The 19014-nt window shown below is 53.4% G+C and carries 23 protein-coding genes; 18 read left to right on the top strand and 5 right to left on the bottom strand.

Annotated features, from left to right (window positions below; translation table 11 throughout):
* Positions 1–185: 185 nt before the first annotated feature.
* Positions 186–1352 (bottom strand): EAL domain-containing protein, encoded by a 1167-nt coding sequence (locus U2W12_RS14815; RefSeq protein ID WP_326501468.1) that lies wholly within the window; start codon positions 1350–1352, stop codon positions 186–188.
* A 148-nt stretch (positions 1353–1500) separates the two neighbouring features.
* Between U2W12_RS14815 and U2W12_RS14820 the strand changes: the two genes are divergently transcribed.
* The 3 genes from U2W12_RS14820 (at position 1501) to U2W12_RS14830 (ending at position 3699) form a co-directional block, all read left to right on the top strand.
* Positions 1501–1944 carry a ferritin-like domain-containing protein gene (locus tag U2W12_RS14820; protein WP_326501469.1) on the top strand — a complete coding sequence of 148 codons (444 nt, stop codon included), beginning with the start codon at positions 1501–1503 and terminating at the stop codon, positions 1942–1944.
* Between the two features lie 565 nt (positions 1945–2509).
* Positions 2510–2929, top strand: coding sequence for a GFA family protein (locus tag U2W12_RS14825; RefSeq protein WP_326501470.1), 420 nt, complete (start codon positions 2510–2512; stop codon positions 2927–2929).
* A 392-nt stretch (positions 2930–3321) separates the two neighbouring features.
* Positions 3322–3699, top strand: coding sequence for a hypothetical protein (locus tag U2W12_RS14830; protein WP_326501471.1), 378 nt, complete (start codon positions 3322–3324; stop codon positions 3697–3699).
* Between the two features lie 151 nt (positions 3700–3850).
* Here U2W12_RS14830 and U2W12_RS14835 read toward each other — a convergent pair whose 3' ends face one another.
* The 3 genes from U2W12_RS14835 to U2W12_RS14845 are packed head-to-tail and all read right to left on the bottom strand — an operon-like array spanning position 3851 to position 5647.
* Positions 3851–4696: an AAA family ATPase gene (locus U2W12_RS14835; RefSeq protein ID WP_326501472.1), complete on the bottom strand. Its 846-nt coding sequence runs from the start codon at positions 4694–4696 to the stop codon at positions 3851–3853.
* An 18-nt stretch (positions 4697–4714) separates the two neighbouring features.
* On the bottom strand, positions 4715–5140 hold the full coding sequence (hemJ, locus tag U2W12_RS14840; RefSeq protein ID WP_326501473.1) for a protoporphyrinogen oxidase HemJ: 426 nt from the start codon (positions 5138–5140) through the stop codon (positions 4715–4717).
* Positions 5141–5143: 3 nt separating this feature from the next.
* Positions 5144–5647: a TlpA disulfide reductase family protein gene (locus U2W12_RS14845; protein ID WP_326501474.1), complete on the bottom strand. Its 504-nt coding sequence runs from the start codon at positions 5645–5647 to the stop codon at positions 5144–5146.
* A 243-nt stretch (positions 5648–5890) separates the two neighbouring features.
* Between U2W12_RS14845 and U2W12_RS14850 the strand changes: the two genes are divergently transcribed.
* Both U2W12_RS14850 and U2W12_RS14855 read left to right on the top strand, forming a co-directional pair.
* Positions 5891–6076, top strand: a complete 186-nt coding sequence (locus tag U2W12_RS14850; protein WP_326501475.1) for a hypothetical protein — start codon at positions 5891–5893, stop codon at positions 6074–6076.
* Positions 6077–6399: 323 nt separating this feature from the next.
* The gene (locus U2W12_RS14855; RefSeq protein WP_326501476.1) at positions 6400–6792 is read left to right on the top strand and encodes a transposase; all 393 of its coding nucleotides are present in this window, start codon (positions 6400–6402) and stop codon (positions 6790–6792) included.
* Between the two features lie 111 nt (positions 6793–6903).
* Here U2W12_RS14855 and U2W12_RS14860 read toward each other — a convergent pair whose 3' ends face one another.
* Positions 6904–8097: a VCBS domain-containing protein gene (locus U2W12_RS14860; protein ID WP_326501477.1), complete on the bottom strand. Its 1194-nt coding sequence runs from the start codon at positions 8095–8097 to the stop codon at positions 6904–6906.
* 551 nt (positions 8098–8648) lie between these two features.
* Between U2W12_RS14860 and serA the strand changes: the two genes are divergently transcribed.
* The 13 genes from serA (at position 8649) to tolA (ending at position 18967) form a co-directional block, all read left to right on the top strand.
* Positions 8649–10232 carry a phosphoglycerate dehydrogenase gene (gene serA / locus U2W12_RS14865; protein WP_326501478.1) on the top strand — a complete coding sequence of 528 codons (1584 nt, stop codon included), beginning with the start codon at positions 8649–8651 and terminating at the stop codon, positions 10230–10232.
* Complete coding sequence (locus tag U2W12_RS14870; protein ID WP_326501479.1) at positions 10229–10870, top strand: HAD-IB family phosphatase; 642 nt, start codon at positions 10229–10231, stop codon at positions 10868–10870. Before serA ends, U2W12_RS14870 begins: the two co-directional genes overlap by 4 nt.
* Before the next feature lie 29 nt (positions 10871–10899).
* A complete protein-coding gene (locus U2W12_RS14875) occupies positions 10900–11670 on the top strand; it encodes a hypothetical protein (protein ID WP_326501480.1) in 771 nt (256 codons plus the stop codon).
* A 211-nt stretch (positions 11671–11881) separates the two neighbouring features.
* The gene (locus U2W12_RS14880; protein WP_326501481.1) at positions 11882–12082 is read left to right on the top strand and encodes a hypothetical protein; all 201 of its coding nucleotides are present in this window, start codon (positions 11882–11884) and stop codon (positions 12080–12082) included.
* Positions 12079–12339: a hypothetical protein gene (locus U2W12_RS14885; RefSeq protein WP_326501482.1), complete on the top strand. Its 261-nt coding sequence runs from the start codon at positions 12079–12081 to the stop codon at positions 12337–12339. Before U2W12_RS14880 ends, U2W12_RS14885 begins: the two co-directional genes overlap by 4 nt.
* Positions 12340–12709: 370 nt before the next feature.
* On the top strand, positions 12710–13459 hold the full coding sequence (locus U2W12_RS14890) for a YebC/PmpR family DNA-binding transcriptional regulator (RefSeq protein WP_326501483.1): 750 nt from the start codon (positions 12710–12712) through the stop codon (positions 13457–13459).
* A gap of 6 nt (positions 13460–13465) precedes the next feature.
* Positions 13466–13993: a crossover junction endodeoxyribonuclease RuvC gene (gene ruvC / locus U2W12_RS14895; protein ID WP_326501484.1), complete on the top strand. Its 528-nt coding sequence runs from the start codon at positions 13466–13468 to the stop codon at positions 13991–13993.
* A complete protein-coding gene (gene ruvA, locus U2W12_RS14900; protein WP_326501485.1) occupies positions 13990–14589 on the top strand; it encodes a Holliday junction branch migration protein RuvA in 600 nt (199 codons plus the stop codon). Before ruvC ends, ruvA begins: the two co-directional genes overlap by 4 nt.
* A complete protein-coding gene (gene ruvB / locus U2W12_RS14905; protein WP_326501557.1) occupies positions 14589–15620 on the top strand; it encodes a Holliday junction branch migration DNA helicase RuvB in 1032 nt (343 codons plus the stop codon). Before ruvA ends, ruvB begins: the two co-directional genes overlap by 1 nt.
* Positions 15621–15662: 42 nt before the next feature.
* Positions 15663–16088 (top strand): tol-pal system-associated acyl-CoA thioesterase, encoded by a 426-nt coding sequence (gene ybgC / locus U2W12_RS14910; RefSeq protein WP_326501486.1) that lies wholly within the window; start codon positions 15663–15665, stop codon positions 16086–16088.
* Positions 16078–16755 (top strand): protein TolQ, encoded by a 678-nt coding sequence (tolQ, locus tag U2W12_RS14915; protein WP_326501487.1) that lies wholly within the window; start codon positions 16078–16080, stop codon positions 16753–16755. Before ybgC ends, tolQ begins: the two co-directional genes overlap by 11 nt.
* Complete coding sequence (tolR, locus tag U2W12_RS14920) at positions 16752–17195, top strand: protein TolR (RefSeq protein ID WP_326501488.1); 444 nt, start codon at positions 16752–16754, stop codon at positions 17193–17195. Before tolQ ends, tolR begins: the two co-directional genes overlap by 4 nt.
* A 5-nt stretch (positions 17196–17200) precedes the next feature.
* Positions 17201–18967 (top strand): cell envelope integrity protein TolA, encoded by a 1767-nt coding sequence (gene tolA, locus U2W12_RS14925; RefSeq protein ID WP_326501489.1) that lies wholly within the window; start codon positions 17201–17203, stop codon positions 18965–18967.
* The last annotated feature ends 47 nt before the right edge of the window (positions 18968–19014 follow it).

Here is a 19014-nt window from a genome sequence, read left to right on the forward strand (position 1 = left end):
TTCTCCTCTATCGTGTGCTTGGCGGTTCACGGTAGTCAGTTTCCTGATGGACTCCTCTTATTGTCAAACTTTTGCTGTCTCCCCGGCAGAGCCGGGGGATTTCCCATTATTGGTTAAGACGACGCGATTCGTCCCTGGAAGAATAGATGGGGCTCCGCGGAAATGCAACAAACAAGCCATTGTCATTATTGAGAAAAAAGCTCTCTTGCAGGTTTCGGAAAAGCGAAATAATTGCCTTGCGCCAACGCAGCGCCGCTGCGTTTCAGGATTTCGGCCTGATCGGCGTTCTCGACGCCCTCGCCCAAGGTCAGGCCGCCCAATGTTGCGACGGCTTCAATGGTCCGCCGCATCTCGCGCTCGACCTCGGTGCTGCGGTCTATCCTGCTGATCACCGTGATGCATAGCTTCACCATTTCGGGCCGCATCGTTTCGACCGTAGTCAAATCGAAGAAACCGCAACCGGTATCGTCGAGCGACAAGCGCAAACCGCCAGAAGATAAAGCCGTCACCGCGGCGCGCAGTGCAGCCAACGAAGCGACCGGCACATGCTCGGTCAATTCGAACACCACGCGCGGCAGCAAGGGCTCGACGTCCGCACTGCGGATAAATTGACCGAACTTGCGCGACATGAATAAGGCAGGCCCCAGATTGACCGCAATCCATAGCGGTTCCGGAATCACTTTCAACCAGGCGATCGCCCGCCGCAGACAGGCCAACTCCAGCGCTTCGGTCAATCCGTAATAACGGGCGGCGCCGAACAGATCGTCCGCCAAATGCGCCAGCGAATCGACAGGGCCACGCGTCAGCGCTTCGTAGCCGACGATGTTGCCCTTCTGCAGTTCGACAATCGGCTGGAAATAGCTGAGCAGCTTGCCGCCATCGATCAGTTGCGTTAGGCCCTCCTCCGAAATGGCGGCCGACAGCTGGCTGGTGCCGATCTCCATGCGCAATGCCCGCTCCACCGCGCGATTGACCGCTTCAAAATCCGTACTCTCCGTTTCGGCAATGATCAAATCGAAGCCCCGACGACTTCCGGTGGCCTGGCCGAAGCAGGCGATCAGCAAGTCGCGCATCATCACCGCACCGGTTTCCTTTAATACCGGCAATTGCTCCTGCATGTCCGTTCGCATCGACGCTTTTTTTACCCCAAAAACGCGCTGCCAGCGGCCGAACACCGGCAAAATGACCTCGCCATCAACTTGATAACGGCTCAGCAGCGGCCCGCAAAACTGCTCGATGCCGCGCGTAATATCCGCATGCGCGACCTGCACGACCGCCGAACCGAATACCGCGCGTATGTGCTCGGGATCTTTCAATTGCACGGCGAAAACATAATAGTGGGAGTGCTTCATCGAGCGCACCATCGCAAGAAACTTCGAGAGTTATAATCGTGTCCGCCGCACAAGTCAACGCCGGATACTCCGACACCGGATCGGAGTCGCAAAATTCGGCTAAACCCGATATAGTAAGGCTTTATTCATTTTGCCTCGGGAGGCTGCCATGGCTCACAACGGATTCGATAAAGACGAAGTCATCACCGTGCTGAACAAGATTCTGGAAACCGAATTGGCCGGCGTGGTGCGTTATACCCATTATGCGTTGATGGTGGTCGGCTACGGGCGCATACCGATCGTCGGCTGGATGCGAGCACAGGCCACCGAATCGCTGCAACACGCGAACGAAGCGGGCGAACTGATTACGCTGCTGGACGCGCATCCGTCGCTCGGCATCGGCCCACTGCTCGAAACGCACCGGCACGACATCGGCGACATCCTGCGCGAATCACTCGATCATGAAATGCTCGCGCTGTCGGCCTATAACACCCTGCTCGACCTGGTCAGCGGCCATCACGTGCTGCTGGAAGAATATGCGCGTCGTATGATCGCACAGGAGGAAATGCATCTGGGCGAAGTGCGGAAAATGTTGAAGAAACCCGGCGATTGAAGCGCGGAATGCCGCCTTCCACACAAGGGCCGTAGGATGGGTAGAGCGCCAGCGAAACCCATCAATTTATCCAGCGAAGCATGGTTGTGTGCGGCAGGCTGCGGACTCGCCTTATTCGTCGTTTCATCGATATGTCAAATTAGGCTTGTGTTTTTCGGAGTGGGCGGGCGTGGAGACTGATGATTTGGATTACGATTGATGGGTTTCGCTGGCGCTCTACCCATCTACGTGCTCGATTCGTAAGTCTTCAAACAGCGCCTAATCAACTAACGCCGTTTGATCCGCGGAATGATATATTATATAAAGCTCTGGACTTGATCTGACGGCTTCAAAAATTAGTCTCAAACAATCTGACATTGATTGGCAGAAGTCGACCCGTTGCGGACTATCGCCCGATCTGATTCAATGGCAGCAGTCTGGTCGTTACCGGTCATTATTTCTCCATCGAATGCTTTACTGAAAGGAAGATCACATGCAGATCAATAAATTATCGTGCCGACGATTATTTTTCGGTAGATATACGGAAACTATCTAATTCCTTGTTAGGCCACAGGAGACTTACTTCATGACAATCCCATTTTCTGGTGGATGCGCGTGTGGAAAAATTCGCTACACATGTACTGCCGCTCCCATTGCCATGCTGAACTGCCATTGTCAGGATTGCCAAATTTCCAGCGGCGCTCCATTCGCATCCGGCATCATCGTTGCGTTGGCATCTACCCAAGTAGAAGGCGCACCAAACACCTACACAGTTACAGCAACAAGTGGGGGCAAAACCGTTCGCTCGTTTTGTGGCACATGTGGAACACCGCTATTCACTCGCGGCGAGGCCATTCCAGATTTCATGTCCATTCGGTTCTCCACCTTAGATGATCCAACTACGTTCAAACCGATGCTTGATATCTTCGTTTCCCGTGCGCAACCTTGGACATGTGTGGATACAAACATCCCGCAATTTGAAATGTCTCCCCCGAGTGCGGCCTAACAATTCATTCAAGCTGACTCCGCTTCGCGGCGCGGCTTAATTTAGGTATTAACGGTCGATTTTAGCTTTGACCGGTCACTCAAAAATCAAACTCGATGGGCAGGTAATGGCCGGTAGCGCTCTATCGAGCTTGAATGAGCGAGATCGACTTGTTGCTGCTAAATATGACTTAATTTGCAATGACAAAAATGGCAAATAAGCTGTCTTCAGAATATAGGTGCGATTAGCTTTCGTAATCGCACATTTCCAAGCTAACATCTCTCCGATTACGCTATCGCAAGTTGGAGTTATGCGGGCTGCGCTACAAGTTTGCCACCTGTGATCCGTGGCGTTATAAGATTGTGTAAAAAAGAAAACGGTAAGCTGAACAGAATACTAGGAGCCAGAGAATTGTGGAAGAAGTGGAATTTAGAATCATGTTCAGGAAACCAGAGTATCCTGTACTTATTGTATCACCCGAAAAATTGTATTCGGCAATTAACCTTAGGCAATTGGCCGAGATTTGCGTATCCTTAAGCTTGGCAGGGAGTGAAATCAAACTGCGTGTTATTGATTCGACTGGAAGTGAATTCTGGTATTTACCGAGAGAATATATTTTATCCCCTGGATTCGTTACTAAAAAATGGTCAAAGAAAAAGGTAATTGAAACTTTCAACAATAGCGTAAACGCCAGAGAATCAAATCAAGAATACTCTATGAGGTCATTATCAAGTAAGAAATTGGAAAAAATAATCTTGGATATATGCGGGATTCTAAATTATGAAACATAAAAATAGGGGGTTTTAAAGTTATAACTTGGGGCTCCAGACGACCGCTTTGTGCTAAACGACTGCTGCGGTTTTACTTTAGCCATACGCTAAAATCTTTGAACGTCGCAAAGTGGCCGGCTTGAGCCGATCAAATTTAATGAGCCTAACCATATTAAACATCGACATCCATCGCGGCTTTCCAGGCCTGCCGCATTGAAGGAGACACGGCACCGGCGAGCTCGCTGAAATTCGCTGCATCTTCGGTCAATATACGAGCCGGAATCAGGTCGAGGCCGGCCTTGCGCGCGGCCAGCGTTTGTTGATGGCCGTCGGCGATATAGATCAGGCCGTCATGCACAAATACCGAGATCGGCTCGGCGAAATCGAAACCGCTATTCCCACCCACATCAATCTCCAGGTCTTGCGTGGGCAACAACCGCCGAGGGTCCAACCAAAGCTCCGGAAACTCCCCACCCTGGTTCCGCTTTTCAAAACATTCATAGATCTTACGGGCGATCGCTTCGGGCGCGGTATAAGAGGTGTCGACGATCAGGTCGTAATTGTCGTAGCGCCTAAAATGCACGTCGTACAATTTGTAAAAACGTTGGTCCTCGGAACTCTGACGTTTCAGATTGTTTTGCAGCGTCGCTTCCAGCGACGGATTGTGCTCGTCGCTGCGCCCGGCGTTAAACACGCGTTCCGCGCCGATCAGCGCATCGACCGACAGATACACCTTGAACGCGGCGTGAATGAAATGCCAGGCCAACCGCGAATCGATGATTAGATCATCCTTGGTTTTGCCGATTTCGATCACGTAATTGTCGATCTCGTCATCGACGCTGCGGTCGGTTTCGGAAATCTTGTTCAATTCGAGCGTCGTCAGCCCGCGCCGCTCGGCGATCGCGCGCTGAATCTTGCCGGTGCCGATGATGTCATAGGCGGTCAGTTTTTGCAGTTCCGCCGCGACCGAAGACTTGCCGCTGCCGATGTCACCGGACAGGGTGATGATGTGTTTCATGAATTAAAAACATAGCTATTAAAAAGGTTTGACCACGGCCAGAATCACGATGCCGAACAGGAACAACACCGGCACTTCATTCATCCAGCGAAAATACACATGGTTATGGCGGTTACGATCATGCTTGAAGTCCAACAGCCACTTGCCGCATAGGCCATGATAGCCGACCAACAACGCCAGCAAGCCCAATTTAGCATGCAGCCAGCCGCTGCTCCGGTACATGTCCCAGGCGTAATCGGCCAGCATCCAAACGCCGAAAACCAGCGTCAACAGCATGCCTGGCGTCATGATGCCGTAATACAGCTTGCGTTCCATGATCTTGAAGCGTTCGCGGCTGACGCTGTCCGAACTCAGAGCGTGATAGACGAACAGGCGCGGCAGATAGAACAGCCCGGCGAACCAGGTGACCATGAATATCAAATGAAACGCTTTTAACCAGAGCATCGCTCATCCTTCGTTCAACATTGCGGCAATTCGGTTTTGCCAGGATTCATAATCAAAAACGCCTACCGATCGTTCGGCGATCTTGCCTTCGGGGGTAATCAAAAAAGTCGTGGGTGTAAATTGCACATCGCCAAACGCCAGCGCATGCGCCGAATTCAAATCCAAAGCGACATCATAAGGCAATTGCCTGTCCTGTGTCATTGCAACCACATGATTGGGCGGATCGTAAGCCATCGCCACCGCGATCATTTCGAGGCCATGATCATGAAATTGCCGATACAAACCAACCAGATGCGGAATTTCAAGCATGCACGACGGGCAATCGGTCGCCCAAAAGGTCACGATCGCCGGCTTGCCGCGCCACTCCCGCAATACGATTTTCTTGTTGGTAATCGTGGTAAACGTGACCTCCGGCGCCGCTCCGCTCATGCCGGGCACGGCCAGCCACGCGAGCCAGACGGCTAAAGCGAACACCGGAAGCGCAAAGATAAATTTAGCCCAGAACAATCACCCCCCTTCATCGCCAGGCCGTTATCGCAGACGGCAGGCAAACGTTACTAAATGATCGGATTATACCAAATCGGCTCGAAACAGGATTGAACAAAAACACATGAAATCGGGCCGAATTTTGTTCGTTTCCAAGATCTCCTTATCACTCTCATTACTGCCTTTTAGGATGATCATATGGACTCCTCTTCACCGACTTCATAATGCACCAACCATAATTTACTGAGCAAAGAGGAGTCCGGCATGAATCATAACGTAGCTAATTTGGACATCGCCAAGAACATTTTTTCATCTGTACATGTCGAGCGCGGAGGGAAAGTCCGTCAAACGGAAGCCGAAAAGAGCGGAGTTATTGGCTTTTTTGCCAATTATCCAGCCAATACAATTGGTATTGAGGCGTGTGGCGGCGCACACCATTGGGCCAGATAATTGATGAAACCGGGCCATTGCGTGGTGTTATCGAATGCGCGCCATGTCAAAAGTACCATGGTCGGTAATAAGAATGACTTTAACGGTGAGCAAGCGCCCCATGATGCGGTCACGCGCCCGAACAAACGCGAGGGGCGATCAAGACGGTCGAGAAACAAGACAAGCAACTGACTTATCGCATCCGCCAGAAATTGGACGATAAACGCACCGACCTCGTCAATCAAATCAAAAGAGGCCTTACCATCAAGCAAGGTATCAACCAGGTGAGAAAAGAATTACCCTGCATTTTGGAGGATGCAGAAAATGGTTTATGGAGTTGGGCCGTGAATTGTTTGCAGGGCAATACGAAAAGCTCACCCCTCTGGATAGCGAGATCGAAAGGCAAGGATCGCCGGATTAACCGCCTCTACGTCGAAAACGAACACAGACGGCATTTTCTCGATGTGCCGGGGATCGGGCCGCCGACGGCCACCATTGTGGCGGCGAATATCGGTGACGGCAAGGGTTACAGGCGGAGCCGGGAATGCGGCCGGCTCAAGCAGCATAACAGCGGTAATAAAGCCGTTTATTCAGGCATCGGCAAGCGCGGTAACCGCTATATCCGGACCTTGCGGATTTCAGGAGCGCCAGCAATTTTCGCGAAAGCCGAAATAGGGGCCGTCCGATTTCAGCAGCGAAAATTAACTGGCGGCCGCCTTTGGCAGCCCGCGTTTTGAGGCGGCAAAAATGGCTAGCGTTTTTTTTCAAGCGCCAGAAGGCTTTCCGCCAGAAAAAAACGCCTAGAAAGGGCAAAAGCCGAAGAGGAACGGGCAAACTTCCACAGCCTGTTACAGAGGTTTACGTCCAGTCCCCGTTATCTTAATGGCATATTGGTCATCGCTATATGGGAAGGCAGAGATGAACTCTCTCGTAGTATCTTCGAGGCTTGTTGTCGAATTACCGTCCGTCCCCTGTTTGCTCACTTCCACCTTTTTATCCGGCTTAGTCAACTTAACGCTCCCTGCACCGCAAACCGAATCACTACCATCCCCCAGCAATGGCGAAGAGACAGCGATAAAATAATTTCTCGCACCGGGACCGACGCCAATGTTAACCGAATTTTTAGAAGAGGAAGACGTACTTGAGATGTCTCCACTAGAACCAAAGCAAGGATCAATAACCCCGACTAAAGCACCATCGTATATTCCTTCACGATATAAAAGATACATGTGATTTGCTTGCCCAACAACAAGCGGGTAAGAATTCCCGTTCACATCTTTAGTGCTGCCGTCATTAATCCATTTTTGTAACGGAATCGTTGACGACTCCATATCCTTAGTTAGTTTTTGGCTGTCAAAAATATAGACAACCCAATTTTTTTTATTGTAACAAACACTACCCACCGGGCATAACTCAATACTAATGATTTCATTCCCTGCACTGGATAAGGAAAACCAATCTTTGTCAAGAGAAGAATAAAGAGATCCTTCTATGTTTCTTCCTGAGTTTACCTGAGTAGCATTTGATGAAACATCGTTGAATTCAATATCGACATTGTCATAATTATCACTGGAAGGATTAATATCTAATATGGTATTACCGAGTTCATCGAGAGGATCGCCGATGATATTGATTATCAACTTAGCTTTGGATGCCATGCCTTGTTGATTTATGTAACGATAATAAAAACTATCTTTAAGGATGTCCCCTGCTTTCAAGGCTGAAATTTCAGGCGCATTATCAAATAAATTATATTTAAAGTCTCCCTTAGCAGTTAATAGCAAGTAACCATATTTGCTTGAAGGGCTGCTAACCAACTCCACAAAACTACCATTAAAATCATTTTCAGTAACATTTCCATCTAGGACTGTATTTCCGGGAACTTGATTATTAGCAACGATATACACATTATCATTGAAAGCCTTAGGTCTTGGAACAGCGGGAACCGTATTGGAATTAGGTTTTGCTCCAAAACCAAAAGCATAACTTTTGCTGACAAATACCAAAGGCAGTATCAAGAATAATAACTGGATTTTTTTCATTAAAGACTTCCTGTGGCTAAAGTAAAAGAAAATTCGGATCTGCAAATCAACCGATTGCTGATTTATGCAACAAGACCTTTTCCGAACTGAAACTTGTTTTCAAAAAGTAAAGGTTAGGGCCATTATTTTGTCAAGGAACACAGGTTGAATTTTTTAAACTCTGCAGAGCACTTCGCAAACCGGCGTGATTGCATAAATCGAAAATTGCCTCCCTGAAAAAGCGGACCCATGGAGATATCGAATGCAGGCATGAACCGGAGCGATCCGGGTATCGCGGCAACCCCTATGATCTTTTCCGGTGTAGCGATCCCGTGCAACCTGACGATACGGGAAATATTCAATTTAGCGCTACTGGCGGCAGAGGGGGCATGCTCAACATCAACCAACCTTATGCGAGAATGCCAGAACCGGAACTTTCTTTTCGCGCCGACAATTCCCGGCGAAAGCCGTCCTGCCGGTTTCCCTAATCTCTTTCAAGATCGTACCGCGATACAGTCATATCTGTTAAAATAGGAACTTTTTTAGCAAGCCTTACTGCGGCCAAGAGCACCATGAAGAAAATCCTAATCTCCGACAAATTATCAGAAGCCGGCATCAATTATCTGAATGAGCAATCCGGCCTCCAGATTCATATCCAGACCGGACTCGACGAGGACGGCTTGTGCGAGATTATCGGGGATTACGACGCGTTGTTGATCCGCAGCGACACCAAGGTCACGCCGAAAGTGTTGCAGGCCGCCAAGCGCCTGAAATTGATCGGCCGCGCCGGCATCGGTGTCGATAATGTCGACATTCCGGCCGCAACCGAAATGGGCGTGATCGTCATGAACACCCCGGACGCGAACGCGACCACGACCGCCGAACTGGCGATCGCGCACATGATGTCGCTGAGCCGCCGCCTGCCGACCGCCGATAGTTCGGTCCGTTCCGGCAAATGGGAGCGCTCCAAGCTGATGGGCGCGGAAGTCGCGCACAAGACCTTGGCGATTCTCGGTTTCGGCACAATCGGCCGCATCGTCGCCCAGCGCGGCCACGGCCTGAAAATGAAAGTGATCGCCTATGACCCGTTTGTTGCGCCGGAAATCTTCGCCGACCTCGGCGTCGAATCGGTCAGTCTCGACGACCTGGTCAGCCGCGCCGATTATCTGACCCTGCACTGCCCGCTGATCGAAAAAACCAAGAACATCATCGGCGCCGAGCAGCTCGGCATGATGAAAAAGAGCGCGCGAATCATCAACTGTGCACGCGGCGGCCTGATCGATGAAGGCTCGCTGTATGAGGCGTTAAAGAACGGCAGAATTGCCGGCGCGGCGCTCGACGTATTCGAAAACGAACCCCCCGTCGGATCGCCCCTGCTCGAACTCGACAACATCGTATTCACGCCGCATCTGGGCGCGTCGACGACCGAGGCGCAAGTCGCGGTCAGCGTCGAAATCGCCATCCAGGCGGTCACCTTCCTCCAAACCGGCGAGGCGATCAATGCGCTCAACCTGCCTCGGCTGTCCGCGGAAGAACTGCAAAAATCCAGCGACTACATCAATCTTGCGACCAAATTAGGCAAGGTCGTGATCGGTCTTGCGACCGAGCCGCTGGAAAAACTCGAGGTCGCCTTGTTCGGCCGCGCCGCCGAAGTTGAGGCGCGACCGGTATCTGTCGCCGCGCTGGTCGGCGTATTGGCCGGCCAGTTTTCGACGCCGGTCAACCGGGTCAATGCCGAAAACATCGCCAAGCGCCAGGGCATTTCGCTGATCGAATCGAAAACCGCCGAAACCGAAGATTACGTGTCGATGATCAAAGTGACCGGCCACAGCTCGCACGGCAGCACCAGCGCGACCGGCGTGTTGCTCGGCGGCCACCATCCGCGGTTGATCTCCATTAACCATTTCGACATCGAAGCGGTGCCTGAAGGCACTCTGCTGATCACCCGGCACGACGACCGCCCGGGCGTGATCTCCGCGATCAGCGCGGTGCTCGGCAATGCGAACATCAACATCACCCGGATGCAGGTCGGCGTGGCCGACGGCGAACAGCAGGCGATGGCGGTAATCAGCGTCAGCGCGCCGGTTTCCGAAGCCTTGCTGAAACAACTGCACGACGTGCCGCCGGTACATCAGGTCACCCAGATCAACTTATGAGCTTCGGCATCATCTGCTTCGATTGCGACAGCACCTTGAGCCGAATCGAAGGCATCGACGAACTGGCCGGCCGCGCCGGCATGCGCGCGGAAATGGCCAGGCTGACCGATGCGGCGATGAACGGCGAGGTGCCGCTCGAAGCGGTCTACGAGAAACGGCTGTCGCTGATCCGCCCGGATGCAGCCGGCATCAACTGGCTGGCAGGGCTTTACATCGCCGAGATGGTCGAAGGCACCGCCGACGTATTTTCAGCGCTGACGGCGCACGGCAAGGAAGTGCATATCGTCAGCGGCGGCTTGCGTCAGGCAATCCTGCCGCTCGCGGGCTTCCTGGGCGTGCCGGAAAATCACGTGCATGCGGTCGATATTTTTTTCAACGCGAACGGCAGCTATCGGGATTTCGATCAGACCTCGCCGTTGGCCCGGACCGGCGGCAAGGCGCAGATTTGCCGGGACTTGAAGCGTTCGGATAGTCCGTTGCTGATGATCGGCGACGGCAAGACCGACATGGAAGCGAAGCAGGAAGGTGTCAGCGTGATCGGCTTCGGCGGCGTGGCCGCCCGGCCGGTTGTGCGTGAGTTGGCCGATCATTTTGTTGAAGGGCCGAGTTTGGCATCGGTGTTGAGGCATATTCTATAGTCGGCCACAATATACTTTTGAAGATAGCCATGAATTACCTAGATCATCTCAGCTTTCTTAAGTCTCTGAAGCCAGAAGAAGAAGCCAAGCTTAAGAATGACCTTATACAATTAACCCCGGAAAAAGTATGGCCTGATGGAATGCCTGCAAGTCTTGATCCGAAACTTGTGCTTGTTGGTGTTTCGCCTGGCAATGCACCCAATTATGAAACCGAGGAATTGCGCAAAGAAAGTAGCGATTACTGTTATAGCGAGCCACGTGCAATAAAAACGGAAAATAGCCACTTTTATTATCCAGATGCCCGTGATTATTGGATCAAGCTGAGATACCTATCGCACTCATTCTTCAAACGCTTTCATCCCGAAATAACTGAAATTCAAGCTCTTTCCCTTACATCGCACGTTAATTTAGGCACAGGATCGGCAGGTTCTGCGACGATAAAGGATGTTGAAAAAGATTATGTTAAGTGGGTTTCAGATTTACTCAACGAAACTCACTCCCCTGATTTGGTAGTTTTATTTGGGTTAAATGGCATATTAAAAGATGATGATATATCAAAGTGGTGGAATGAATCAGGGTTGCGAGTAGACTGGAAAAAACCAACCAACACCTTTGGATTCAACGGATACATTCAAAGAAGTTACTACTTTAGAGAATGGTCAGTAAGAAACGCAAAGAGCCATCCTATACGTTTAGTAATTTGGCCTAATCATCCTTCAAGACCTCCATTTTCTGATTTGTCAATTTGGAAGCAGGCGGTTAGTGAATACCTCGATAATTATGTTAATGAATCTGAATAAAACACAATTCATAGCCGTGTAGGTCGGGCAACAGCTTCATCGTTGCCCGACGTTCATTGTGGCGATCATGCTTCAGGATATTGCGACGATCCGACACCATGCCCACCCTTCATTCAGGCATTGAAAAAGTCGGAACAAATAGTGTGCCCGACCTGCCGGGCTACTTTGCTATTGCCCGATAGGACCAACCCATATCAAAAGGTAACGAGTAATGACTGTGATTTCTGAGATTGAAGTGGCTGTATCCAAGCTTTCCCGCGAAGACCTTTCCGCCTTTCGGGATTGGTTTCAAGAATTCGACGCTGAGGTTTGGGACAAACAATTGGAGGAAGATATTGCGGCAGGCCGTCTTGATGCCTTCGCTGAGGAAGCATTGCGCGATCTTCGTGAAGGCCGCTGTACTGACCTATGAGACATCGCGCCAACCCTAAATTCTGGCGGTTTTATGCGGTACTGCCTGAGAATATCCAGCGGCTTGCCGATGAAAATTATAAAATACTCAAACGTGATCCCTCCCACCCTTCGCTTCATTTCAAGAAAGTTGGAAGATTTTGGTCTGTTCGAGTGGGTATTCACTACCGAGCTGTTGCCATCGAAGATGGTCAGGATATTGTGTGGTTTTGGATTGGTCACCACAGCGAGTATGACCGATTACTCGGTGGTCGTTGAGCAGCCCTGGTCGGGCAACAGCTTCATCGTTGCCCGACGTTCATTGTGGCGATCATGCTTCAGGATATTGCGACGATCCGACACCATGCCCACCCTTCAAGCATTGGAAATGTCGGGCATAAAAAGCGCGCCCGACCTACCGGGCTTGCCATTCGCCGGGATTTGAAACTCAAGCCACGCGACAACTTTGAGACTTTTTCTTTCCACTTGATCGCAGCACCTTCATCAAGTAACTCTGAGGCAGTCTTGTAGGGTACGCATAGCGTACATTAACAAAACAAGTCTGCCGAGTCTAAAAGGCTCAAAAAGGTACGCGATGCGTACCCTACGATTGTTGTTTATTTAAGAAATACGTTATTAGAGAAAGATAATGGCTGGACACAGTAAATGGGCTAACATCAAGCACCGCAAGGCCGGACAGGACGCCAAACGCGGTAAAATCTTCACCAAACTGCTGCGCGAAATCACCGTCGCGGTTAAATCCGGCGGCCCCGATGCAGGCACTAACCCGACCTTGCGCACCGCAATCGACAAGGCGCTCGGATCGAACATGCGCCGCGACACGATCGACAATGCGATCAAAAAAGCCTCCGGCGCGCTGGAAGGCGTGAACTATGAAGAAGTGCGCTACGAAGGCTACGGACCCGGCGGCACGGCGGTAATGGTCGAATGCCTGACCGACAACCGCAACCGCACGGTCAGCGACGTGCGCCACGCGTTCACCAAGGCGGGAGGCAATCTCGGCACCGACGGTTCGGTCGCCTATCTGTTCACCAAAACCGGCATCATCAGCTATGCGGAAGGCATCGATGAAGACGCGCTGATCGAAGCCGCTTTGGAGGCCGGCGCGAACGACGTGATCACGAATGACGACGGCTCGATCGACGTGATGACCGCGCCCGAAGAGTATCTGGCCGTCAAAGCGGCGCTGATCGCGGCGGGCTTCGAACCCGATAATGCCGAAGTCACGATGCAGGCTTCGACCAACACCGAACTCGACGCGGATGATGCAGAGAAAATGCTGCGCCTAATAGACCGCCTGGAAGATCTCGACGATGTGCAGAACGTGTATTCGAATGCGGACATCAGCGAAGACATCATCGCGCAGTTCGCAGGCTAACCGGCATTGGATCAAATTCATTCGGATAGTCAGACAACCCGGATACTCGGCATCGATCCCGGCTCGCGCGTGACTGGTTACGGCATCATCGAACAGGGACCGAAAGGCTGCCGCTACATAGCCAGCGGCAGCATCAGGGTCAAGGCCGATTATTTTCCGGACCGGCTGAAACAGATTTTCGATTCGGTACGCGAAATCGTCGATCTTTACCACCCCGAACAGATGGCGATCGAGCAGGTATTCATGCATAAAAACGCCGATTCGGCGCTGAAGCTCGGCCAGGCGCGCGGCGCGGCGATTTGCGCGGTGCAGACCGCGGGCCTGCCGGTCTTCGAATACGCGGCCCGGCAAGTCAAGCAGGCCTTGGTCGGCAAGGGCAATGCGGAAAAAGCACAGGTGCAACATATGGTCAAAATCCTGCTCGGCATACAGGGCGAACTGCAAATCGACGCCAGCGACGCGCTGGGGCTGTGCCTGTGCCATTCGCACTATCGGCAGACCGCGCTCAGGATCGACCGGAGCCTGGCTCGATGATCGGTTTTCTGCGCGGCATTCTGGCCCATAAGGCCCCTCCCCTGTTGCTGCTCGACGTGCATGGGGTTGGCTATGAGATCGAGGCGCCGATGACCACGTTTTACAACCTGCCTGCCGTCGGTACGGAAGTAAAGCTGCATACGCACCTGGTCGTGCGCGAGGATGCGCAGATTCTGTTCGGTTTTTCGACCGAAGCCGATCGCGCCCTGTTCAGGAACCTGATCAAGGTCAGCGGCGTCGGCCCGAAACTGGCTTTGACCTTGCTGTCTGGACTGACCGCGGAGCAATTTCAGCGCGCGATCCAGGACAATGATACGCAAACCCTGGTCCGCCTGCCCGGCGTCGGCAAAAAAACAGCCGAACGCCTGATCATCGAAATGCGCGACCGTCTGCCCGAGTTCGGCGGCGGCGACGCGCCGGTCGTCAGTCTAAACCAGAGCCCGGTGACGAATACGCCGAAGCAGGAAGCGATCAGCGCGCTCTGTGCGTTGGGCTACAAACCGCAGGATGCAGCTAAAATGGTGCAGAACATCGCCGGCGAAGACAAACGCTGTGAGGACATCATCCGGCTGGCCTTGCAGGGCGCGGCGCGATGATCGAAAAAGACCGCCTGATCACTCCGCACAGCCGGCTCGATGAAGAGCGTCAGGACCGCGCGATCCGGCCGAAAAAACTGGCCGACTATATCGGCCAGGAAGAACTGCGCACGCAGATGGACATCTTCATCCAGGCCGCCACCGCGCGCCGGGAAGCGCTCGACCATGTATTGATTTTCGGCCCACCCGGCCTCGGCAAGACGACCTTGGCGAACATCATCGCGGCCGAAATGTCGGTGAATATCCGCCAGACTTCGGGGCCCGTGCTCGAAAAGGCCGGCGATCTGGCCGCGATGCTGACCAATTTGGAAGCGCACGATGTGTTGTTCATCGACGAAATCCACCGCTTGAGCCCCGCGGTCGAGGAAATCTTGTATCCGGCGATGGAAGACTACCAACTCGACATCATGATCGGCGAAGGCCCGGCCGCGCGCTCGATCAAGCTGGATTTGCCGCCGTTCACGCTGGTCGGCGCGACGACGCGAGCGGGGCTTTTGACCTCGCCGCTCCGCGACCGCTTCGGCATCGTGCAGCGGCTCGAATTTTATACGGTCGCCGAGCTGTCCCAGATCGTCACCCGCTCGGCCCATATGCTGAACATCCTGATCGAGCAGAAAGGCGCCGAGGAAATCGCCAAACGCGCGCGCGGCACGCCCCGCATCGCGAACCGATTACTGCGCCGGGTGCGCGATTTCGCCGAGGTCAAGGGCGGCGGCATCGTGTCCGAACAGATTTCCGTTCAGGCTCTAGACATGTTGAAAGTGGATCATAATGGCTTCGACGCCTTGGACCGGAAATTGCTTCTGACAATGATAGAAAACTTTGCCGGCGGCCCGGTCGGCCTCGATACCTTGTCCGCCGCGATCAGCGAGGAACGCGGCACGATAGAGGACGTGCTTGAGCCGTATCTGCTGCAACAGGGCTTCATCATGCGCACGCCGAGAGGCCGGGTCGTGACGCCGAATGCCTATCTGCATTTCGGGCTGAAGCCGCCCCAGTCGGCTGGCGTTTCGCTGGATTTGTTCGAATAGCCTCGATAAATTAGGCTTGAATCCATAAAATTTAACCTTATCATGGTGCAAAGCGAGCAACCGATCGATATGTTCACCTGGCCGATCCGGGTGTATTACGAAGACACCGACGCCGGCGGCGTGGTGTTTTACGCGAATTATCTGAAATTTTTCGAGCGCGCCCGCACCGAAATGCTGCGCGCGCTGGGCCATGAACAGGACGCCTTGATCGCCGATTACGGCGTGATTTTTGTCGTGCGTTCGGTGCAGGTCGATTACCTGAAGCCGGCCCGCTTCAACGAACTTTTAACCGCCAGCGCCCAGGTCATCGAAGCGAAAAAAGCCAGCCTGGTCTTCGCGCAAGAGATCACGCGCGGCGACGATGTTTTATGTAAAGGGATCATCCGCATTGCCTGTCTCGATGCCGGCACGATGACTCCGAAAGCGATTCCTCAACATTTGTTAGAACCACTCAAGCATGAACACTGATTTATCGATACTCCATCTGATTAAGGAAGCCAGCGTTGTCGTCCAGTTCGTGATGGCGCTTTTGGTCTCGGCCTCGCTCGCCTCCTGGACGTTCATCTTTTCGAAGCGCAAGGAACTCAACCGCGCAATCAAGATCACCGACGAATTCGAGGCCGAATTCTGGTCCGGCGTCGCGCTGGCGGAACTGTACCGCAAACTGACCGCGAAAGGCTTCGAGCCCGAAGGCATCGAAAAAATCTTCCTGGCCGGCTACAAGGAATTCTCCCGGATGCGCCAGGCCGGCAATGTCGAACCCTTGGTCCAGGTCGAAAGCGCGCAACGGGCAATGCGGATCGAATTGTCGCGCGAAATCGATCGTCTCGACGAACATCTGCCCTTCCTGGCCACGGTCGGCTCGACCAGCCCCTATGTCGGTCTGTTCGGCACGGTCTGGGGCATCATGAACTCATTCCGCTCGCTCGGCAATGTCAAACAGGCCACCCTGGCGCAAGTCGCGCCGGGTATCGCCGAGGCCTTGATCGCGACCGCGATCGGCCTGTTCGCCGCGATTCCGGCCGTTATCGCCTATAACCGTTTCTCGACGAACCTGGACCGTCTGATCGGCCGCTACGAATTGTTCGTCGAAGAATTCGTCGTATTACTGCAAAGACAGGCGCACCAAAAATGAGCAGACAACGAAAAGGCCGGCGCAGAAAGCCGATGGGCGAGATCAACGTCGTACCCTATATCGACGTCACCCTGGTATTGCTGATCATTTTCATGATCACGACGCCTTTGTTGCAGACCGGCGTCAAGGTCGATCTTCCGGAAGCCGAATCGGCGGTCGTCGAGCCCAAGAACGATCCGCCGCTGGTTTTGACGATCCATAAAGAAGCCGACGACAGCTACAAGTACCTCATCACCTGCTGCGAAAAAGACCAGGAGCCAATCGAACCCGAAGAAATCGACGGCAAGGTGTCGGCGGTATTGGCCGAAAAGCCCGAAACGCAAGTGCTGATCGAAGCCGACAAGGACGTCGATTACGGCACGGTGGTCACGATGATGGCCGGCCTGAAAAACAGCGGCGTGCCGAATGTGGGCCTGTTGACCCGACCTGAAGAAAACTGAGCGGGATGGACAGAAAAAAATATTCATGGCCTTTCGTACTGGCCCTGACGCTGCATCTTTCGATCGTGCTGTTGTTCATCCTCAGCACGCTGTTCAAGAAGTCGGACAAAGAGGCGCCGCCTGCCCCTGAAATCATCCAGGCAACGATCGTCGAGCAACCGGCCGAACATCCGACCAGCGCGGCAAAAGCCGAACCGGTATCCGAACCTGCACCTGCACCGACGCCGGAGCCACCGGCCGAGCAGGCCAGCGACGTGCAGAAACAGGCGGCCGCAATAGCCCAGGCACAAGCCGCTAAAGCCAAGGCCGCTGCGGAAAAGGCAACGGCAGAAAAAGCCGCCCTGGAAAAAGCAGCCGCGCTGAAAGCCAAACAATCGGCCGAGGAAAAAGCCAAAGCCGAAGCGAAAGAAGCGGCACTGCAAGCCAAAAAACTGGCCGAGGAAAAAGCGGAAGCCGAAGCGGAAGAAACGGCGCTGAAAGCCAAAAAGCTGGCCGCCGAAAAAGCCGAGGCCGCCGCCAAAGCCCAGGCCAATGCCGAAAAAGCGGCCGAAGCCAAGGCGCAAAAACTCGCGGCTGAAAAAGCCGAAGCGGCCGCGAAGGCGAAAAAAATCGCCGCCGAACAGGCGGAAGCTGCCCAAAAGACAAAGGCCGAAGCTCAAAAAGCCGCGGCCGAAAAAGCGCAAAAATTGGCCGCCGAAAAAGCCGAAGCCGCCGCCAAGGCTGAAAAAGCCGCTGCCGCGAAAGCCAAGGCGGAAGCCGAGAAACTGGCGGACCTGAAAGCGAAAAGACTCGCGGCCGAAAAAGCCGAGCAAGAAAAAGCTGCGGCCGAAAAGGCGGCGGCCGAGAAAGCCAAAAAATTAACCGCTGAAAAAGCCGCCGAAGAAAAAGCCCAAAAACTCGCAGCGGAAAAAGCCGAGAAAGCAAAAGAAGCCGCGGCCGAGAAGGCCGCTACGGAAAAAGCCAACAAGCTGGCCGCGGAAAAAGCGGCCAAGGCGAAGGCCGAAGCCGAGGCAAAAGCCAAAAAACTGGCAGCCGAAAGGGCCGCCAAGGCGGAAGCCGCCGAAAAAGCTAAATCAGAAGCCGATGCGAAAGCAAAGGCCGAAGCAAAAGCCGAAGTGGAAAGGGCGGCGGCGGAGAAAGCCAAAAAACTAGCGGCCGAAAAAGCCGCCAAGGCGAAAGCGGAGGCCGAGGCCGCCGCAAAGGCCAAGGCTGAAGCCGAAGCAAAAGCCAAGGCCGAGGCCGCCGCAAAGGCTAAAGCGGAAGCCGAAGCAAAAGCCAAAGCCGAGGCCGCCGCAAAAGCTAAAGCGGAAGCGGAAGCCGAAGCAAAAGCCAAGGCTGAAGCCGCCGCGAAGGCTAAAGCGGAAGCCGAGGCAAAAGCGAAGGCCGAAGCTGCACGCGCGGCTGCCGAAGCACAAGCCAAGGCCGCAGCCGCTGAAAAAGCGGCTCAGGAGGCGAAAGCCAAAGCCGCCGCATCGCAGGATGCGGTCAATGCTGCGATCAAAGCGATTCGGTTAAAGGTCAACCGTAGCTGGATACGTCCAATGTCGATGCAGCCCGGCTTGAAATGCCGAATCCGAGTCAGGCTGATGTCCGACGGCACAGTAATCGATGCGGAGGTGATCGCCTCCAGCGGCGATGAAATTTTTGACCGTTCGGCCGAAAATGCGGTCAATAAGGCATCGCCATTACCGGTGCCGCAGGATAAGGACGTTTTCGCGAAATCTTTCCGGTCGTTTACGTTTACTTTCGACCCGGACCGCGGCGCTTATTAGTAACCTGGAAAACTCCGGCAGGGTACGCTCCGCGTCCCCTGCCGGGC

Source organism: Methylomicrobium sp. Wu6, assembly GCF_035916875.1.
GTDB lineage: Bacteria > Pseudomonadota > Gammaproteobacteria > Methylococcales > Methylomonadaceae > Methylomicrobium.